This is a genomic window from Litoreibacter ascidiaceicola (assembly GCF_900129235.1).
GTDB lineage: Bacteria > Pseudomonadota > Alphaproteobacteria > Rhodobacterales > Rhodobacteraceae > Litoreibacter > Litoreibacter ascidiaceicola.
In genome coordinates this window covers 208,118-224,739 of the sequence record NZ_FQUV01000007.1, presented here as the reverse complement: position 1 = coordinate 224,739, position 16,622 = coordinate 208,118, and the positions used below count along the sequence as shown (strand labels likewise).

Below are 16,622 nucleotides of genomic sequence, written 5' to 3'. Positions count from 1 at the left end.
TATATCACGGCGAGCAATTACTCATTTATCGACTCTCAGCCAAACGAAGGAAGCGCCCCTATGTCCAAAGTCGTCCTCATCACCGGCACCTCAACCGGACTTGGCATCAGCCTTGCGGTTCAGGCCGCCCGCGCAGGTCACCGCGTTTATGCGACCATGCGCAACCTCGACAAGAAAGGTAGCCTCGAAGCCGCTGCCACCGAAGCTGGCGTTTCGCTAGAGGTTCTCCAGCTCGACGTCCAAGACACGACCTCCGTGAATGCCGCTGTCGACACAATTATCAGCGAAGAGGGCCGGATCGACACGCTGATCAACAATGCGGGCGCAGGTTTTGTACGCACGACCGAGCAAGCCAGCGAAGACGATATCGACTGGGTGATGGACGTGAACTTTATGGGCGTGGTGCGTTGCACAAAGGCGGTTATGCCTCATATGCGTAAAGCTCGGTCTGGCCATATCATCACCATATCCTCCGTCGGTGGTTTGGTCGGGCAGCCGTTCAACGAAATCTATTGCGCCGCCAAATTCGCGGTTGAGGGATACTCCGAGGCTTTGGCCTGCTACGTTACTCCAAATTTCGGGATCAACTTCACCACGGTAGAGCCCGGTGGCATCCAATCTGAGTTTGCCAACAACGTACTGAAACACGTGCAAGACACCGGAGGCATGCTTGAAGATGAGTATTTGCCGATCCTGCAAAAATACATTGGCGGTGCCGAGAACCGTCAGAGCGGGCAAGACATTTACCAGACAGCAGATGAGGTTGCAGCAGTGGTGATGAAGTGCATGGACGCTGAAACCCCGCCGATCCGGGCGCGCACTTCAAAATGGGGCGAAGATTTCACCCGCTTTAAGACCGAACTTGATCCGACAGGCGAAAAGCAACAAGCAGCGGTGATCGAGCAGTTTCTTAGCTGAGGTGACGCTACACGGGATCCGAACCCAAAAACAAAGCCAAACAACGATACCAGCCATTCGGACAGAGCGCAGCGAAAGTGCGCTTTGTCCCGCAAAGCAGACGCTCAAATGTCCAGCACTCCAGCTTCCCATTCAACGCCACCACTGAGAAAATTGCGACGTCCAATCAGCCCCCAATAAACGCGACGCACCAAATCCACCACCCCTCTGGCCCCCCGCACACGGACCGGATAAAACACCGTCATGAAACTCTTCGTAGGTCTCGGCAATCCGGGCGCAAAATATAGCCAGAACCGGCACAATATCGGCTTCATGGCCGTGGACCGCATTGCGCAGGACCACGGGTTTGCGCCGTGGAAATCCAAGTTCCAAGGCCAGATCACCGAAGGCCGCCTTGGCCACGAGAAGGTGATGATGCTCAAGCCCGAGACCTTCATGAACCTCTCCGGCCAGTCCGTGGGCGAGGCGATGCGGTTCTACAAGCTCGACAGCACCGATATCACCGTCTTCCATGACGAGATCGACCTTGCCCCCGCCAAGACCAAATGCAAATCCGGTGGCGGACATGCGGGGCATAACGGGTTGCGTTCCATCCACCAGCATATCGGGCCGCATTACGACCGCGTGCGCCTTGGCGTGGGCCATCCCGGCCACAAGGACAAGGTGCCGTCCTATGTGCTGAACGACTTTGCCAAGGCGGAACAAGACTGGCTTGACGACGTGCTGCGCGGTGTCTCGGACGGCGCGCCCTATCTGGCGGAAGGCGACAGCGCGAAGTTCCTGAATGCCGTGGCCTTGCGAGTGGCCCCTGCCCGTTCCTCGACCAGCAAGCCGAAGCCCGCGCCCAAAGCCGAACCAGCGCCCGAGCCTGAAGACACACGCAACCCATTGCAAAAGCTGATGGATCGTTTCAACTGAGCGGAGCACAACCGGAGACAACCAGATGCGATTAGTTTTGAAATGGGCGTTGCGCCTTGTGGCGCTGTTGGTGGTGGTCGCGGTTCTGGCAGGAATTTGGAAACGCGAGGAGCTGACGCGCTTGATGGCGGTGAACTCTCTGTTCGCGCCGGAAAAGATCGTCGGCAACTTCTCTCACATGGACAAGGCGTTCCTGTCGACCGAACTTACCTTGCCCGATGCCACCCCAAGCCCTTTGCCTAAAGGCCCCGACGCGACGCTGCCCGCACAAACTCAGGCTTGGGTTGAAGCCCGCGATGTGACAGCGCTTGTGGCCCTCAAGAACGGGCAGGTCGTGCATGAAAGCTACTACAAAGGCACCGAGGCGGGTGACCGCCGGATCTCATGGTCGGTCGCCAAAAGTTATCTGTCTGCGTTGATGGGCGTGCTGCTGGACGACGGCTCCATCTCCTCCATCGACGACCCTGTGACCAAATACGCCCCTGCCCTGATCGGCACCGCCTATGACCGGGCGACGATCCGCAACGTGCTGAACATGTCGTCCGGCGTGACCTTCAACGAGGACTATCTGGACAAATCCTCCGACATTAACCGCATGGGCCGCGTGCTGGCGCTTGGCGGCACGATGGACGGGTTCGCCGCAGACCTGACCGAAACCTTCGCCGAACCCGGGCAAACATGGCAATACGTCTCCATCGACACCCATGTGCTGTCGATGGTTATTCGCGGTGCCACTGGCCGCTCCATCCCCGACCTGATGTCCGAGAAAATAATTGGTCCGATGGGGCTGGAACAGGCCCCCTACTACCTGACCGACGGCGTTGGCGTGGCCTTCGTGCTGGGCGGACTGAACATGACCACCCGCGACTATGCCCGCATGGGGCAAATGTTCCTGCAACGGGGCCGGTTGAACGGTCAACAGATTGTGCCGGCCGATTGGGTCGATGCCTCGACGGAGGCCACCGCCCCGACCGCGCCGGATGCGATTGGCTACGGATTTCAATGGTGGGTCCCCAAGGGCGCGGACGAGGGTGAGTTCATGGCTCGTGGCGTCTACGGCCAGTACATCTATATCAACCGCCCATTGGGTGTAGTCATCGCCACCAATGCCGCCGACCGCAGGTTTCGCGAGGCCGGTGTGAGCGAGGAAAACGTCGCCATGTTCCGTGCCATTGCAGCGGCCCTGTGAACCTACCCGACGCGCTGCGCGATCAGGCGGGCCATTGCGAGGCGCTCGGCTCTCCTTTCATGGCGCGGATGCTGACGCTGTTGGCCGACCGCCTGCGCCCGACTACCCCGCTCACTGAACGGCTGTTCAATTGGGAAGGCGACCTTAGCCCAAGGGGGCATTCGGTGCCGTTGCGCTTGGCTGGCGCGCTGCATGCGTTGGTCTTGGCCGCGCCGGACAGCCCGTTGGCAAAAGCCTACCCGCCGCATGTCGCGAATGACGACACGCTGTGGACCGCGCTCGAGCAAACCCTGATGGCTGAGGCGTCCTTCATCGACACATTCCTCAACAGCGCGCCACAGACCAACGAGGTGCGGCGCAGCGCAGCGATCCTGCCCGCAGCGTTGCAAACCTGCGCGCATTTCGGGCTGCCCCTGACCGTGTCGGAGCTGGGTGCAAGCGCAGGGTTGAACCTGAACTTCGACCGCTACGCCGTCGCCGTGGACGGGCACAGCTATGGCGCGCAATCGCCCGCATTGACGCTTTCACCTGACTGGGTCGGCCCACCGCCCTGCGAGACACCGCTTTTGGTCGTGGAGCGTCGCGGGGTCGACCTGAACCCGTTAACAACCGCCCAAGATGCCGACCGCCTCCGCGCCTATCTCTGGGCCGACCAGCCAGAGCGGCTTGCCCTGACCAACGCTGCGCTGGACTTGCCGCGTGCGCCCGTTGACCGTGCTGACGCCGCCGATTGGCTGGAGGCGCGCCTTGCGCGCACCTATCCCGGAAGCACCCATTTCCTGTTTCACACAATCGCGTGGCAATATTTTCCCGATACCGTGCAGGCCCGTTGCAAGGCCGCCATTCAGTCAGCCGCTGAACGCGCGACGGCGGATGCCCCTTTGGCATGGTTCTCCATGGAGACCGATGACGGCGCAGGTGGCCAAGGTGCAAAACTCACCTTGCGGCTTTGGCCCGGTGCACTAGGTCTTGATCTGGGCCGTGCGGATTTTCACGGGCGTTGGGTTAACTGGAGCTAAAACATGAAACGCGAGCCATCTCTCAATGTGTTGGGCGACGAGCTGAAAAGCTGCTCTGACGACCCCGTCACGGGATTTTTCAGGAATGGGTGCTGCGATACAGGGCCGATGGATCAGGGCAGCCACACGGTCTGCGCGATCATGACCGCCGAGTTTCTGGCCTTCTCCAAATATCTGGGTAATGACCTGTCCACACCACGACCGGAATACGGCTTTGCCGGACTGAACCCCGGTGACCAATGGTGCCTTTGTGCCGCGCGGTTCCTGCAAGCCCATGAAGAGGGCGCGGCCCCGAAAATCCGCCTCGCCTCCACCCATCAGCGGGCGCTTGATATCGTGCCGCTGGAGGTGCTGGTTCAGAACGCGCTGGACGCCAATTAACGCCCCGCCGGAGCGCAGTTTAAACGAAAAAAGGCGCCTCCAAGGGCGCCTTTTTCTTTAGGTCTGGTCAGGCGATCAGGCGAATTCGCCCATCTCGAAGCCCAGTGCGCGGGCGACGGTGAAGATGTCTTTGTCGCCGCGTCCGCACATGTTCATGCAGATGATATGATCCTTTGGCAGATCAGGCGCGATCTTCATCACATGGGCCAGCGCGTGGGATGGCTCCAACGCAGGAATAATCCCTTCCAAAGAACAGCACAGCTGGAAAGCTTCCAGCGCCTCTTTATCGGTGATTGCCACATATTGCGCGCGGCCAATTTCATGCAACCACGAATGCTCCGGCCCGATGCCCGGATAGTCCAGACCGGCGGAAATCGAGAAACCCTCAAGGATTTGCCCGTCATCATCTTGCAGCAGGTAGGTGCGGTTGCCATGCAGCACGCCGGGGCGACCCCCAGTCAAAGACGCGCAATGCTCCATCTTGGCGTTTACGCCCTTGCCGCCAGCTTCGACGCCGATGATCTCGACGTCCTTGTCATCAAGGAACGGGAAGAACAGACCCATCGCGTTAGAGCCGCCGCCGATGGCAGCGACCAGCGTATCGGGCAGACGGCCTTCGGCCTCCATCAATTGCTCTTTGGCTTCGTTGCCGATGATCGCCTGAAAATCGCGAACCATAGCGGGGTACGGGTGCGGGCCGGCGACCGTGCCGATGCAGTAAAACGTATCGCGCACGTTGGTCACCCAGTCGCGCATCGCGTCGTTCATCGCGTCTTTCAGCGTGCCACGGCCGGAGGTCACAGACACCACCTCGGCACCCAGCAGGCGCATGCGGAACACGTTGGGTGCCTGACGCTCCACGTCATGCGCGCCCATGTAGACGACGCATTTCAGGCCGAACTTGGCGCAAACAGTCGCGGTAGCAACGCCATGCTGGCCCGCACCGGTTTCCGCGATGATGCGCGTTTTGCCCATGCGACGGGCAAGTATGATCTGGCCCAGCACATTGTTGATCTTATGCGCGCCGGTGTGGTTCAGCTCGTCACGCTTCATGTAGACTTTCGCGCCACCCAGATGCTCGGACAGACGCTCGGCGTGATACATTGGCGAAGGGCGGCCCACGTAATGCTTCCACAGAAAATCCATCTCGTCCCAGAAGGACTTGTCGGTTTTGGCGTGCTCGTATTGCTCTTCCAGCTCTAGAATCAGCGGCATAAGAGTTTCGGACACAAAGCGCCCGCCAAAATCGCCAAAGCGGCCCTTTTCGTCAGGGCCGGTTTTGTAGCTGTTCAGCAGATCATCAGGCATTTTGGAACACTCCCGTTGCAACTCTGTTGATGTAGCCCGTGAACCCGTCGGGGTAAAGCGCAAGGCCGACGCGAGGTGCGGAAACTACAGCTTGGGTGTATCGTCGAGGGCTGCAGCCACAAACTGTTTGATTAGCGCCCCGTCTTTAATTCCGCGCGCACTTTCCACACCAGAAGACACGTCGACTTGCTTGGCGCCTGTCAGGCGGATCGCCTCCGCCACATTGTCTGGCGCTAACCCGCCAGCAAGCATCCATGGAACTGACCAGCGACGCCCCGCCAGCAGACCCCAGTCAAAGGCCAAGCCGTTACCCCCCGGCAAATCAGCACCTTTCGGCGGCTTGGCATCGACCAGAATCTGATCGGCCACACGCATGTAATCCTCCAGCACCGCCAGATCGCCTTCATCGGCGATGCCGACGGCTTTCATCACCGGCAGGCCAAAACGGTCGCGCACCTCTGCCACGCGCTCCGGGCTCTCGGAGCCATGAAGTTGCAGCATATCCAGCGGCACATGATCCATCAAAGCGTCAAGCGCCGCATCGTCCGCGTTGACCGTCAGCGCCACCTTGGCAAGGCCCAGCGGCACCTCCATGGCAAGCGCGTGTGCAGCTTCCAAACTTAGATGTCTGGGGGATTTCTCGAAAAAGACGAACCCCACATAGGCCGCACCAGCCGCCACGCAGGCGACCACATCAGCAGGGCGGCCCAAGCCGCAAATTTTGACACGGGTTGTCATGCGATTGACCTAGCGCGCAGCAGCGCTGTCGTCGAGCAGGGCCAGAACTTCGTCCTTGCCTTCATTCGACTTGCGCTTGAGGCCTTTGACCTCGCGCTCCAGCTTTTCCTTCTCACGCTTTTGCAGGCGGGCGTCGGCGCGGTGCTTGTGCTCACGGAACCATTCCCAAACGAAACCGATCAGCAAACCGACGATGATGCCACCAAAGATCACGACGAACAGGGGCAAGTCATAGGACAGGGGCTGCCCCAGATAGGCCGCCATTTCTTCAGGCAGCAGCTTGATCGTGACCATACCGCGGTTGGCAAGGGCGACCAGAATCAAGGAGAGGCCGACGACGGCCATAAACACATAGCGAATGTAGCGCATTTAGTTCAGCTTTCGTTTCCGTTGAGACGGTCTCGTAGCAGCTTGCCGGTCTTGAAGAAAGGCACATGCTTCTCTTCGACATGGACACTTTCGCCTGTGCGCGGGTTACGGCCAGTGCGCGCGTCGCGCTTTTTTACGGAGAACGCGCCGAAGCCACGCAACTCCACACGGTTGCCCGAGGCTACAGCGTCCACGATTTCTTCGAAGATGGTGTTCACGATGCGCTCTACATCCCGTTGGTACAGGTGCGGGTTTTCATCGGCGATCTTTTGGATCAGCTCAGAGCGTATCATCAAATATCCTCCCCAGGACTTTGTTAGTGCAACGGGTGGCCACCGTGCTTCGGTGAACTATAGGACAAATAATCCAACTGAGGGAAGCGTTTACCGTAGGGGCAGCGCGGTCATGCACGAGAAAATAGCGTGAAAAATACCGCTTGGCGTCACAAATTGCGTCTCTGTGTCACACAAATGGACGCAAGCCGCTTGGCACGAAGGACCAAATTCAGGTCGATTCGGGACGCGCCCTTCAAATGAAAACGGCCCCACCATTACTGGCAGGGCCGTCCTCAAACTTTAACGAGAGCGTTTACTCGTCGTCGGACTTCAGAGCCGCACCAAGGATATCACCCAAGGACGCGCCGCTATCAGAGGAGCCATACTGCTCGACTGCTTCTTTCTCTTCCGCAATCTCGCGTGCCTTGATGGACAGACCCAAACGGCGGGTCTTGGCGTCCACATTGGTCACACGCACGTCCAGCTTGTCGCCAACGCCGAAGCGCTCGGGACGTTGCTCGGCACGATCACGCGACAGGTCGGAGCGACGGATGAAGGATTTAGCGCCTTCATATTCAACTTCGATGCCGCCCTCTTCGATCGAGGTAACTTCGACGGTGATGATGGAGCCGCGCTTGACGCCGTCCACAGCAGTGTCGAACGAGCCGTCCAGAGCTTTGATCGAGAGCGAGATACGCTCTTTCTCAACGTCCACTTCGGTGACAACGGCCTTGACCATGTCGCCTTTGCGGAAGTCGCCCAGTGCGTCTTCGCCACGGCCATCCCATGTGATGTCGGACAGGTGAACCATGCCGTCGATGTCGTTGTCGAGACCAACGAACAGACCGAACTCGGTGATGTTCTTGACTTCGCCTTCGATCTCTTTGCCGACAGGGTTGTTCTCTGCGAACACTTCCCATGGGTTGCGCTGTGTCTGCTTGAGACCCAGGGAAACGCGGCGCTTGGCGCTGTCGATTTCCAGAACCATGACTTCGACTTCTTGCGAAGTGGACACGATTTTGCCGGGGTGCACGTTCTTCTTGGTCCAAGACATCTCGGAGACGTGGACAAGACCTTCAACACCGGGTTCCAGCTCAACAAATGCGCCGTAATCGGTGATGTTGGTGACGCGGCCCTGATGCACGGAGTCCAGAGCGTATTTCGCGGCAACTTCACCCCATGGATCGTCCTGCAGCTGTTTCATGCCGAGGGAGATACGGTGGGTCTCTTTGTTGATCTTGATGACCTGAACCTTGACGGTTTCGCCAATTGTCAGGATCTCGCGCGGGTCGTTGACGCGGCGCCATGCCATGTCGGTGACGTGCAGCAGGCCGTCTACGCCGCCAAGGTCGACGAATGCGCCGTACTCGGTGATGTTTTTGACCACGCCGTCAACAGCCTGACCTTCGGTGAGGTTGCCGATGACTTCTGCACGCTGTTCAGCACGCGATTCTTCCAGAATGGCGCGACGGGACACAACGATGTTGCCACGGCGACGGTCCATTTTCAGGATTTGGAACGGCTGCTTCATGCCCATCAGTGGGCCTGCGTCGCGTACAGGGCGCACGTCGACTTGGGAGCCGGGAAGGAACGCAACTGCGCCGCCCAGATCCACGGTGAAGCCACCTTTGACGCGGCCAAAGATTGCGCCTTCGACGCGCTCTTCGTCTGCGTAGGCTTTTTCCAGACGGTCCCAAGCTTCCTCGCGGCGCGCTTTGTCGCGGCTGATGGAGGCTTCGCCGCGGGCGTTCTCAACGCGGTCGAGGAAAACCTCAACTTCGTCACCCACTTCGATTTTTGCGGATTCGCCTGGTTCTGCGAATTCTTTAAGGTCGATACGGCCTTCCATTTTGTAGCCGATATCGATGATGGCTTGGCCGGCTTCGATCGCCAGTACTTTGCCTTTGACAACCGAACCTTCGTCCGGCGTGTCCATTTCGAAGCTTTCGTTCAAGAGGGCTTCGAATTCCTCCATAGATGCGTTTTGAGCCATGAGGCGTGTGTGTCCTAATCTAATGTTTATGCGGGCCGAGCGGTTGTCTCCGCCGGTCTTTGGGTTTCATGTTGGTCGCGTGGGCTTTTTCAAAACAAGAAGGGCCGGAAAACCGACCCTGCTCGCCCTGAGACTGTTCTCGCCCCTTAGACAGTCGCGCGTATAGCGTGGGTTGAGCGGGAGAGCAAGTAACACACGATACAATCTTGGCTCTTCAGAACCGAATGATCCCTACTCCGGGAATGATTAGGCGAATAACTGACCGTCAGGTTACCCTACGTAAGCATAGGGGCGGACTGTCTGTCCTGCGATTTAGAAGGAAGTAATTATCATGTTAAGAAAAATTATAGGCAGCGGCCTAGCTACTTGCGTCATCCTAGTCGGCCTACTCCAAGCAACCGCAACGCTTGCAGCGGACCGTCCGTTTTCGATCAAAGTGCAGGGCAAATACTTTGTCGCCAATGGAGTTATTGATAGCAGAACCCCCGGACGCGTGGCCAAGGCCATTGGTGATCGCCCCGATATCAGAATTCTGGTTCTCAACAATGTCCCCGGCTCGGCCGATGATGCCGCAAATCTGCAAGCCTCGCTTTTGATCCGCAAAGCCGGACTGACAACTATCGTACCCGCCAAAGGACTTATCTCATCAGGCGGAACCGACATGTTCCTCGCTGGTAAGCAACGTATCATCGAGAAAGGCGCGTGCGTCGGGGTTCACAGCTGGGCCGCAGGCAATAAACAAGGTGCCGACTTCCCGGACAGCTCAAGCGCCCATGATGGCTATCTGGACTACTATCGCGCAGTCGGAATCCCATCTGATTTTTATTGGTTCACATTGGATGTCGCAGATGCAGATGAAATGCATTGGATGTCGATCAACGAGATAAAGCAGTTCCGGATGGTTACGAACCGGCCGAAACACGGTGCCGAAAGCGAGAACAGCAGATACGCGCGCTGCGACCGACGGGGTTAGGAAGACTCTGCGACATGAAAAACGGGTGTTCAGGTCACCTGAACGCCCTCCGCAATCAGAAAATTCTAGACGATTAGCCTCTCCAATCAAGCGAACGGCGCACATCACCTCTCTTGACCTAACGCAACGACCAGCCACGCCAGTGCGTGTATGCTTGGTGTATCACTTCAAACGAAACCCAGTTGGAGATGGAACCATGTATAAGAACATCCTCGTACCGGTCGTTTTCGATAAAGACCACGACACTCAGGCATCCTATGCCGTCGCGCGTGCGCTGGCGGATAAGAATGCAAAATTCACGGTGGCACATGTGATTGAGGACATTCCGGACTACGTCACCACCTCTATTCCGCGCGACGTGCTGGCCTCGACACGCCGCGAGGCCGAGGCCTCTCTGGCTCAGGCGGCCAAGGATCTGTCAGGTTCAACGCCGAAGATGATTTCCGGTCATGCGGGGCGCTCCATCGTCGACTACGCCAACGATAATGACATCGACTGCATCGTGCTGGCATCGCACAGACCGGGGTTCAGCGACCTGTTTTTGGGCTCCACCGCCGCCAGAGTCGTCCGCCATGCAAAATGCGCCGTTCATGTGATCCGGTAGCAAAGGCACCGAACGCTGCCACCACCAAACCTTAACGCATCGGCCCTATACCCTGTCCTCGGTTAACCAACGCGGGGTGCGACCTCAACGCCCCGCATTCGATCTGTGGTCCATGGCTCCGCGCAAGGAGTTTCCCGCGACCGCCGGCACATATAGGGGTACTTGACCCCGAAGGGATGCAGGGTAACGCCTGCAGCAAAGATGACCGCAGCCCGAAATGGGCGGCCGCCTATCTACTCTCAGTCCGAGACAGCCTTTAGCCGCGCCCGAACCACTCGGGTTGCGGCCGCAACCGCGTCGTGAATGAACATGTCCGAGGTGTCGATTACCACCGCGTCCTCAGCCGCCGCCATCGGGGCCGTTTCGCGGTCACGGTCGCGGGCGTCGCGCTCCGTCAGGTCTCGCAGTACACCCTCGCGGGTGACCTCGTGGCCGTTGGCCGACAGCTCCAGATAGCGCCGCTCCGCCCGGACCGCATCGGAGGCCGTGACGAACAGCTTCACATCCGCATCGGGGCAAATCACCGTTCCGATGTCGCGCCCGTCCAGCACGGCACCGCCCTCGCGGCGGGCAAAGTCGCGCTGGAACTGCACCAGTGCTGCGCGGACCTCCGGGATCGCTGCAACCTTGGAAGCCGCTTGTGCCACAGCCGTAGTCCGCAAATCGTCGCGCTCCATATCCTCGGGCTCGAGGCTTGTCGCCGCCTCCACCGAGTCGGCCCCTGCAAGAACCCGCGCTCCTGTAGCGCGATAGAGCAGTCCGGTGTCCAGATGCGCGAAGCCGAATTCTTCCGCCACCCGCTTGGACAATGTCCCTTTTCCGGCTGCGGCTGGCCCGTCGATTGCTACTGTGAATTTCATGGCACCTGTGTCGTCAACTTGGGGTCTTCCGCATCCGCACAAGGCAAATCGTCAGAGATTTCGTAATAGTCCCCTTTGTCGGCGCAAAAGATGTGGCCCGCAAGCCTTAGCCCCGTGTCACCGTCAAAGCTGCCTGCGGAAATCGACAGGTTCTGTCCTGCCCCGTCCCAGAACAACTGGCTGCCGCAGGTGCCGCAAAACCCCCGCCGCGCAGTGGGTGAGGAGGTGTACCACGTGACGTCCCCCATGACCTCCACATCGCCCCGCGCCGCCGAGGTTGCGGCCACATGATGCCCGCTGGACTTGCGGCATTGCCGGCAATGGCACGCGATAACAGGGCGAAGCGGGCCGTTGACGGTGTACGTGATCTGGCCGCACAGACAGCTACCTTTGGGCATGAGAGCGCCTCCATTGGGTGAGCAAGAATAACGCCATCAAGATCAATGTCGCAAACTTCGTTCGGGTGGCAATGGTGATAAGCCCCAAGTCAATCGGCCAGTCTCCGGTGGATGTGCTGCCGGGGGCCATCACCAACCCGACATAGTAGTTCTCCAGAAGGTCAGCCCCGGCATAGGCCAACGCGAACACGATTGACGGCACCGCCAGACGGCCTCCAAGTCGCATCGCGACGGCAATTGCCAGCACGCTTAGGGCGGCGATGAAGGCGGTGTCCAGCGGGCGCAAAACGTCGGTATAGTAAACCCCGGCGCGCCACCACATGTCGGTCAGGTAGCTTTCGGCCTCGTCGACAGGCATTCCGAGCGGGCGCATGTCGAACCCGAGCGTTCCTCGGGCAAGGAAGGGCAAGGTGACGTAGGACCCGTAGGCCAACACGCCATAAAGCGCGGCGGTCGCGACCGCCCACGCCCAAAGCAGGGATTTAGGAACCGAACGCAATCGGCTCGCTCATCGCGATATGCTCGCCCTTTGCGACCCGTGCCGCCAGCGCGCTTGGCTTGGCGTCGAAGTCATAGGCGTCGTCGGCATGTAGTTCGGAATCCATCAGCCCCTCGACCGAAGTGATCGTCGCGCCGCCCTGCTCCGCGTCGCTGAGCATGATGCGCAGGCCTTGAATGGCGTTGTCGGCCTTCACGCCCACCAGCGCCACTTGGCCGCCGCCGGATTTCACCGCCAGCTCCACCAGTGCCATTTTGCAGCCGCTTTCGGGCAAGGCCTGTGGCAATGCGCCGGGATAGGGGTCACCCGCGATCAGGCGGCCGGGTTGCATGTCCATCGCTTTCACGGGGCCAAGGTTGATCGGGGCGTCAAAGTCGCCCTCCTCGAAATCATCCAGCAACGCGGCGCGGCGCAGCAAAAGCAGCTTGGTGCCGTCTTGGTCAAAGGCCATCATCAGTGTGGCCAGAAACTGCGCCATGCTGTCGGAATGCCCGACAAAAATGCGCGAGTTGGCGTCCAATTCACCTTCGCCACCGACAACAACACTCGCAAAATACTTCTGCATAAACCCTAGTCCCTTGTAATATTCGCGCCCAAATCGCGCATCAAATCCTCAAAAATCGGGAAGGACGTCGCAATCGGCCCCCCGTCGTCAATATGGACCGGCTTTTGCGTGCCCAGCCCCAGCACCATAAAGGACATGGCAATGCGGTGATCCAGATGGGTCGCGCATGTGCCACCCCCCGGAACGCCGCCTGCGCCCATACCGTGCACGGTGAAGGTATCCTCGTCTTCCTCGACTGTCACCCCGCAGGCTTCCAGCCCGCGTGCCATGGCGTCGATACGGTCGCTTTCCTTGACGCGCAATTCTTTGACGCCGCGCATGACGGTCTTACCCGTGGCAAAAGCCGCGACGACCGACAGTACGGGGTATTCGTCGATCATCGACGCTGCACGCTCTGGCGGCACCTCGATCCCCTTCATGTTGTCGGAGAACTTGGCGCGCAGGTCCGCCACAGGCTCCCCGCCTTCCTCGCGCATGTTCTCGAATGTCAGGTCCGCGCCCATTTCTTGCAAGGTGGTGAACAGCCCCGCGCGGGTCGGGTTGAGGCCGATCCCCGGCACCAGCACGTCGGAGCCTTGGGCGACGATCCCCGCACAGACAGGGAATGCGGCAGAAGACGGGTCGCGTGGCACGGTGATGGTTTGCGGCTTCAGTTCGGGCTGGCCTAGCAACGTGATCACGCGGCCCTCTTTGGTGTCGTCGACGCTCAGGTTGGCACCAAAACCCGCCAACATCCGTTCCGAGTGGTCGCGGGTCGCTTCTTTCTCGATCACCACGGTCTCGCCAGCCGCATTCAGCCCCGCCAGCAGCACCGCGGATTTCACCTGCGCGGAAGGCATCGGCACGGTGTAGCGCACGGGGGCAGCGTTCGCAGCGCCCACGATGGTCATTGGCAGCCGTCCACCCTTGCGCCCATAGCTTTCGGTGCCAAACAGCGCCAGCGGGTCGGTCACGCGGCCCATGGGTCGCCCGTTCAAGGACGCGTCGCCGGTGAAGGTCGCGGTGATGGGCGAGGTCGCCATTGCCCCCATGATCAGCCGAACACCGGTGCCGGAGTTGCCGCAGTCGATCACTTGCTCAGGCTCGGCAAAGCCGCCAACACCGACACCATGCACCGACCAGTTCCCGCCGCCGTGGTTGATCACGTCCGCCCCGAAGGCCTGCATCGCGCGGCCTGTGTCCAGCACGTCTTGGCCTTCCAGCAGGCCGGAGACCTTGGTCTCCCCCACAGCCATAGCGCCCAAAATCAGCGAACGGTGGGAGATGGATTTATCCCCCGGCACATGCGCCTCGCCGGACAATGCGCCGCCAGCGCGGGAGGTCATTGGGATAGGGTCACCGTGGCCGGACATAGGGCAGATCTTTCTGGTCAGTCAAAAGCCCTGACGTGATAGCCCAGTGTCGGCGAAGGGTCCATCGTCGTTTGTGCATGGGGTGGGGATGGCCTAATTGGACCAACTTCCCTGCACCCATCTGGGGCGAAGGGAAGCTATGCGGACTTAGCTGCCGTTCACAAAATTGCTGCCTCGTGATACTCTGGCTTCAATCTACCTCGGAGGGCTTGGAATGAACAATCGACCAACCAGCATGTATCATGACGGGCACCGCGAATTACAAGACAGGTTTGATGGTCGCCGAATGGCAGACGCGTTGGAGAAACATCGCCGGTTTTCTGAGTTCCGAGAGCAAGATGTCAGTTTTATCGAATGCGCCGAGTTCTTCTTCTTAGCAACTGCACATGGGCGAAGTGTCGACTGCTCGTTTCGGGGAGGCGCACCGGGGTTTGTGCGGGTGACTGGTCCGGCAACGTTGGAGTGGTCAGATTTTGACGGAAACTCCATGTATCGCAGTCTTGGCAATGCCCTGAAATCCCCTCGTATTGGGTTGTTATTCATTGAATTTGGAGCACAACCGAAACGTTTACGCGTCAACGGTACTTGCGCTCTGGTGGATGGTCCGACCCCCGAAGGCTACAAAATGATTGTGAGGGTAGACGCTGACGAAATCTTCCCAAACTGTCCTCGTTATATCCCTGACCTTGCGAAGGCCGCAGCTTCCCCTTTTATTCCCGACGAGACTGGGTCCAGCGCCAAACCGGATTGGAAAAACGCCGAGGATTTGTGCGAAGCGCTCCCTGAAAACGATCCCCACAGACAATAGTTGCACCGCCTATTGGTATGATGCTGACAAGTCACTTTGGGCTCAAAGCCGACTTTCCCCGCCCGGAACCAAGCCGTAGGCGCCGGGCGATCGTCGAACCGTCCCACGGGTCGGCGATTTTGCTACGGGCGCACCGGCTTGTGGGGGAAGATGAACTTGGCCGAGATAAACTGCCATACTGCTATAAAAGATCGCCCACCCCCGGTCCGCCGACCGCCCGGCTTGCGCTCCTACGCTTACCCCTCAAGCGCCGTAATCATATCCACCCGCGTCGCATGGCGACCCCCCTCGAACTCGGCCCCCAAGAAGGCGTCCACGATATCCAGCGCCAGCCCTTCGCCAATCACCCTTGCGCCCAAGGACAGCATGTTGGCGTTGTTGTGCTGGCGGATCATGCGGGCGGAGAACGTGTCGGAGCACACACCACACCGGATGCCTTTGACCTTGTTGGCCGCCATCATAATGCCCTGCCCCGTGCCGCAAACGATGATGCCCAAATCGCACTCGCCGGACGCCACACGCCGCGCGGCGGCTTCGCCGTGTTGGGGATAGGGCGTGCTTTCCGACGTCATCGGGCCGATGTCTTCGACCTCGTAGCCAAGGCCCGCGACATGCGCGGCGATGGTTTGGCGCAACTTGATGTCGGCGTGGTCGCTGGACAGAACGATGCGTGTTTTGGCTGTCATGGCAGGTGATCCCGTTGAAAGTTAATCGCGTATGAAGGTCATGTAATGCGGCGAACGCCCCTCGCGGAGCGCCTTTTGCTCGTAGCGGGTCGAGAACCAGTCATCCCAAGGCGTGCCCAAATCTGCGGGGTTTTCGGTCAGCTTGAAGCCTGCGGGCGGCACCTCTTCCAAGGTTTGGCGCACATAGTCCTCGATATCGGTGGCGACGCGGAACTCGTGGCCGGATTTCAGTTTCTTGGCCAGCGGGTCCAGATGCTCTGGCGTCACGAAGCGGCGGCGGTGGTGGCGGGCTTTGGGCCACGGGTCGGGATAGAGCAGGAACATTTTGTCCAAGCTGTTCGCGGGCAACACGTCCAACAAATCCCGCGCATCGCCCGGATGGATGACGATATTGCTCACCCCCTCGCGGCGGATTTTACCAAGCAGGGAGGCGACACCATTGACGTAGATTTCACAGCCGATGAATTGCACGTCCGGATTTGACTTGGCCTGATGGACAAGATGCTCGCCCGAGCCGAAGCCGACCTCCAGCCACAAGGGCTTGCCTTGAACAATTGTGTCGATATCCAGCATCACACGCTCGGGGTTGTCCTCGCGGCTGACCCCGTCCAGCAGAAAGTCGGGCAGGACCTCGTCGAAATCCTGCCGCTGGCGCGCGTTGAGGGTCTTGCCCTTCAGGCGGCCATAGAAGTTGCGTCGGGGTGTCGTGGAATCTGTGTCTGATATGCTCATGCGCGGCGGTGTAGCCGCGCCGTGCGGCAGGTGCAAC

General features: G+C 59.5%; 21 protein-coding genes. 8 read left to right on the top strand and 13 right to left on the bottom strand.

The features are described 5' to 3' along the window. The first annotated feature begins 60 nt into the window (after positions 1-60). Positions 61-918, top strand: a complete 858-nt coding sequence (locus BUB72_RS15160) for an SDR family oxidoreductase (protein ID WP_073145435.1) — start codon at positions 61-63, stop codon at positions 916-918. A 104-nt stretch (positions 919-1,022) separates the two neighbouring features. On the opposite strand, the gene BUB72_RS18880 is transcribed toward BUB72_RS15160, so the two are convergent. Continuing rightward, complete coding sequence (locus BUB72_RS18880) at positions 1,023-1,163, bottom strand: hypothetical protein (RefSeq protein ID WP_175549179.1); 141 nt, start codon at positions 1,161-1,163, stop codon at positions 1,023-1,025. Between BUB72_RS18880 and pth the strand changes: the two genes are divergently transcribed. From pth to BUB72_RS15140, 4 genes are read left to right on the top strand one after another with little or no spacing between them, the layout of a single operon-like run. Next, on the top strand, positions 1,162-1,836 hold the full coding sequence (gene pth, locus BUB72_RS15155) for an aminoacyl-tRNA hydrolase (RefSeq protein ID WP_073145434.1): 675 nt from the start codon (positions 1,162-1,164) through the stop codon (positions 1,834-1,836). The two genes, BUB72_RS18880 and pth, sit on opposite strands and share 2 nt — an antisense overlap. Before the next feature lie 25 nt (positions 1,837-1,861). Beyond that, positions 1,862-3,025: a serine hydrolase domain-containing protein gene (locus tag BUB72_RS15150; protein ID WP_073145431.1), complete on the top strand. Its 1,164-nt coding sequence runs from the start codon at positions 1,862-1,864 to the stop codon at positions 3,023-3,025. Next, positions 3,022-4,044, top strand: a complete 1,023-nt coding sequence (locus tag BUB72_RS15145; RefSeq protein ID WP_073145429.1) for a DUF2332 domain-containing protein — start codon at positions 3,022-3,024, stop codon at positions 4,042-4,044. The genes BUB72_RS15150 and BUB72_RS15145 overlap by 4 nt, the downstream gene beginning before the upstream one ends. 3 nt (positions 4,045-4,047) lie before the next feature. After that, positions 4,048-4,425, top strand: coding sequence for a DUF2237 family protein (locus BUB72_RS15140; protein WP_073145427.1), 378 nt, complete (start codon positions 4,048-4,050; stop codon positions 4,423-4,425). Between the two features lie 75 nt (positions 4,426-4,500). On the opposite strand, the gene trpB is transcribed toward BUB72_RS15140, so the two are convergent. The 5 genes from trpB to rpsA form a co-directional block, all read right to left on the bottom strand. Continuing rightward, positions 4,501-5,733: a tryptophan synthase subunit beta gene (trpB, locus tag BUB72_RS15135; RefSeq protein WP_073145425.1), complete on the bottom strand. Its 1,233-nt coding sequence runs from the start codon at positions 5,731-5,733 to the stop codon at positions 4,501-4,503. A gap of 84 nt (positions 5,734-5,817) precedes the next feature. Then, complete coding sequence (locus BUB72_RS15130; protein WP_073145423.1) at positions 5,818-6,471, bottom strand: phosphoribosylanthranilate isomerase; 654 nt, start codon at positions 6,469-6,471, stop codon at positions 5,818-5,820. Between the two features lie 9 nt (positions 6,472-6,480). Beyond that, positions 6,481-6,840 carry a lipopolysaccharide assembly protein LapA domain-containing protein gene (locus BUB72_RS15125; RefSeq protein WP_073145421.1) on the bottom strand — a complete coding sequence of 120 codons (360 nt, stop codon included), beginning with the start codon at positions 6,838-6,840 and terminating at the stop codon, positions 6,481-6,483. Between the two features lie 5 nt (positions 6,841-6,845). Further along, positions 6,846-7,133, bottom strand: a complete 288-nt coding sequence (gene ihfB, locus BUB72_RS15120) for an integration host factor subunit beta (protein WP_073145419.1) — start codon at positions 7,131-7,133, stop codon at positions 6,846-6,848. Positions 7,134-7,428: 295 nt separating this feature from the next. Then, positions 7,429-9,108: a 30S ribosomal protein S1 gene (gene rpsA, locus BUB72_RS15115; RefSeq protein WP_073145417.1), complete on the bottom strand. Its 1,680-nt coding sequence runs from the start codon at positions 9,106-9,108 to the stop codon at positions 7,429-7,431. A 331-nt stretch (positions 9,109-9,439) separates the two neighbouring features. On the opposite strand from rpsA, the gene BUB72_RS15110 reads away from it, so the two are divergent. Both BUB72_RS15110 and BUB72_RS15105 read left to right on the top strand, forming a co-directional pair. Beyond that, positions 9,440-10,081 carry a COG3904 family protein gene (locus BUB72_RS15110; protein ID WP_073145415.1) on the top strand — a complete coding sequence of 214 codons (642 nt, stop codon included), beginning with the start codon at positions 9,440-9,442 and terminating at the stop codon, positions 10,079-10,081. Between the two features lie 196 nt (positions 10,082-10,277). Continuing rightward, positions 10,278-10,685 (top strand): universal stress protein, encoded by a 408-nt coding sequence (locus BUB72_RS15105; RefSeq protein ID WP_073145413.1) that lies wholly within the window; start codon positions 10,278-10,280, stop codon positions 10,683-10,685. A gap of 239 nt (positions 10,686-10,924) precedes the next feature. Here BUB72_RS15105 and BUB72_RS15100 read toward each other — a convergent pair whose 3' ends face one another. Genes BUB72_RS15100 through aroA form a run of 5 tightly spaced genes read right to left on the bottom strand, consistent with a single transcriptional unit; the run spans position 10,925 to position 14,359 of the window. Then, on the bottom strand, positions 10,925-11,545 hold the full coding sequence (locus BUB72_RS15100; RefSeq protein WP_073145412.1) for a (d)CMP kinase: 621 nt from the start codon (positions 11,543-11,545) through the stop codon (positions 10,925-10,927). After that, positions 11,542-11,943 (bottom strand): GFA family protein, encoded by a 402-nt coding sequence (locus tag BUB72_RS15095; RefSeq protein ID WP_073145411.1) that lies wholly within the window; start codon positions 11,941-11,943, stop codon positions 11,542-11,544. Before BUB72_RS15095 ends, BUB72_RS15100 begins: the two co-directional genes overlap by 4 nt. Beyond that, positions 11,930-12,442 (bottom strand): hypothetical protein, encoded by a 513-nt coding sequence (locus tag BUB72_RS15090; protein ID WP_073145410.1) that lies wholly within the window; start codon positions 12,440-12,442, stop codon positions 11,930-11,932. The genes BUB72_RS15095 and BUB72_RS15090 overlap by 14 nt, the downstream gene beginning before the upstream one ends. Beyond that, on the bottom strand, positions 12,426-13,007 hold the full coding sequence (locus tag BUB72_RS15085; RefSeq protein ID WP_073145408.1) for a hypothetical protein: 582 nt from the start codon (positions 13,005-13,007) through the stop codon (positions 12,426-12,428). Before BUB72_RS15085 ends, BUB72_RS15090 begins: the two co-directional genes overlap by 17 nt. Positions 13,008-13,012: 5 nt before the next feature. Then, positions 13,013-14,359, bottom strand: coding sequence for a 3-phosphoshikimate 1-carboxyvinyltransferase (aroA, locus tag BUB72_RS15080; protein WP_073145406.1), 1,347 nt, complete (start codon positions 14,357-14,359; stop codon positions 13,013-13,015). 214 nt (positions 14,360-14,573) lie between these two features. Here aroA and BUB72_RS15075 point away from each other — a divergent pair, with 214 nt between their 5' ends. Further along, entirely contained in the window at positions 14,574-15,167 is a 594-nt protein-coding gene (locus BUB72_RS15075; protein ID WP_073145404.1) for a pyridoxamine 5'-phosphate oxidase family protein, read from the top strand. A 236-nt stretch (positions 15,168-15,403) separates the two neighbouring features. Here the strand turns inward: BUB72_RS15075 and rpiB are convergent, their stop codons facing one another. Continuing rightward, positions 15,404-15,853, bottom strand: a complete 450-nt coding sequence (gene rpiB, locus BUB72_RS15070; protein ID WP_073145402.1) for a ribose 5-phosphate isomerase B — start codon at positions 15,851-15,853, stop codon at positions 15,404-15,406. Between the two features lie 21 nt (positions 15,854-15,874). After that, on the bottom strand, positions 15,875-16,585 hold the full coding sequence (gene trmB / locus BUB72_RS15065) for a tRNA (guanosine(46)-N7)-methyltransferase TrmB (RefSeq protein ID WP_073145400.1): 711 nt from the start codon (positions 16,583-16,585) through the stop codon (positions 15,875-15,877). Positions 16,586-16,622: the final 37 nt, after the last annotated feature.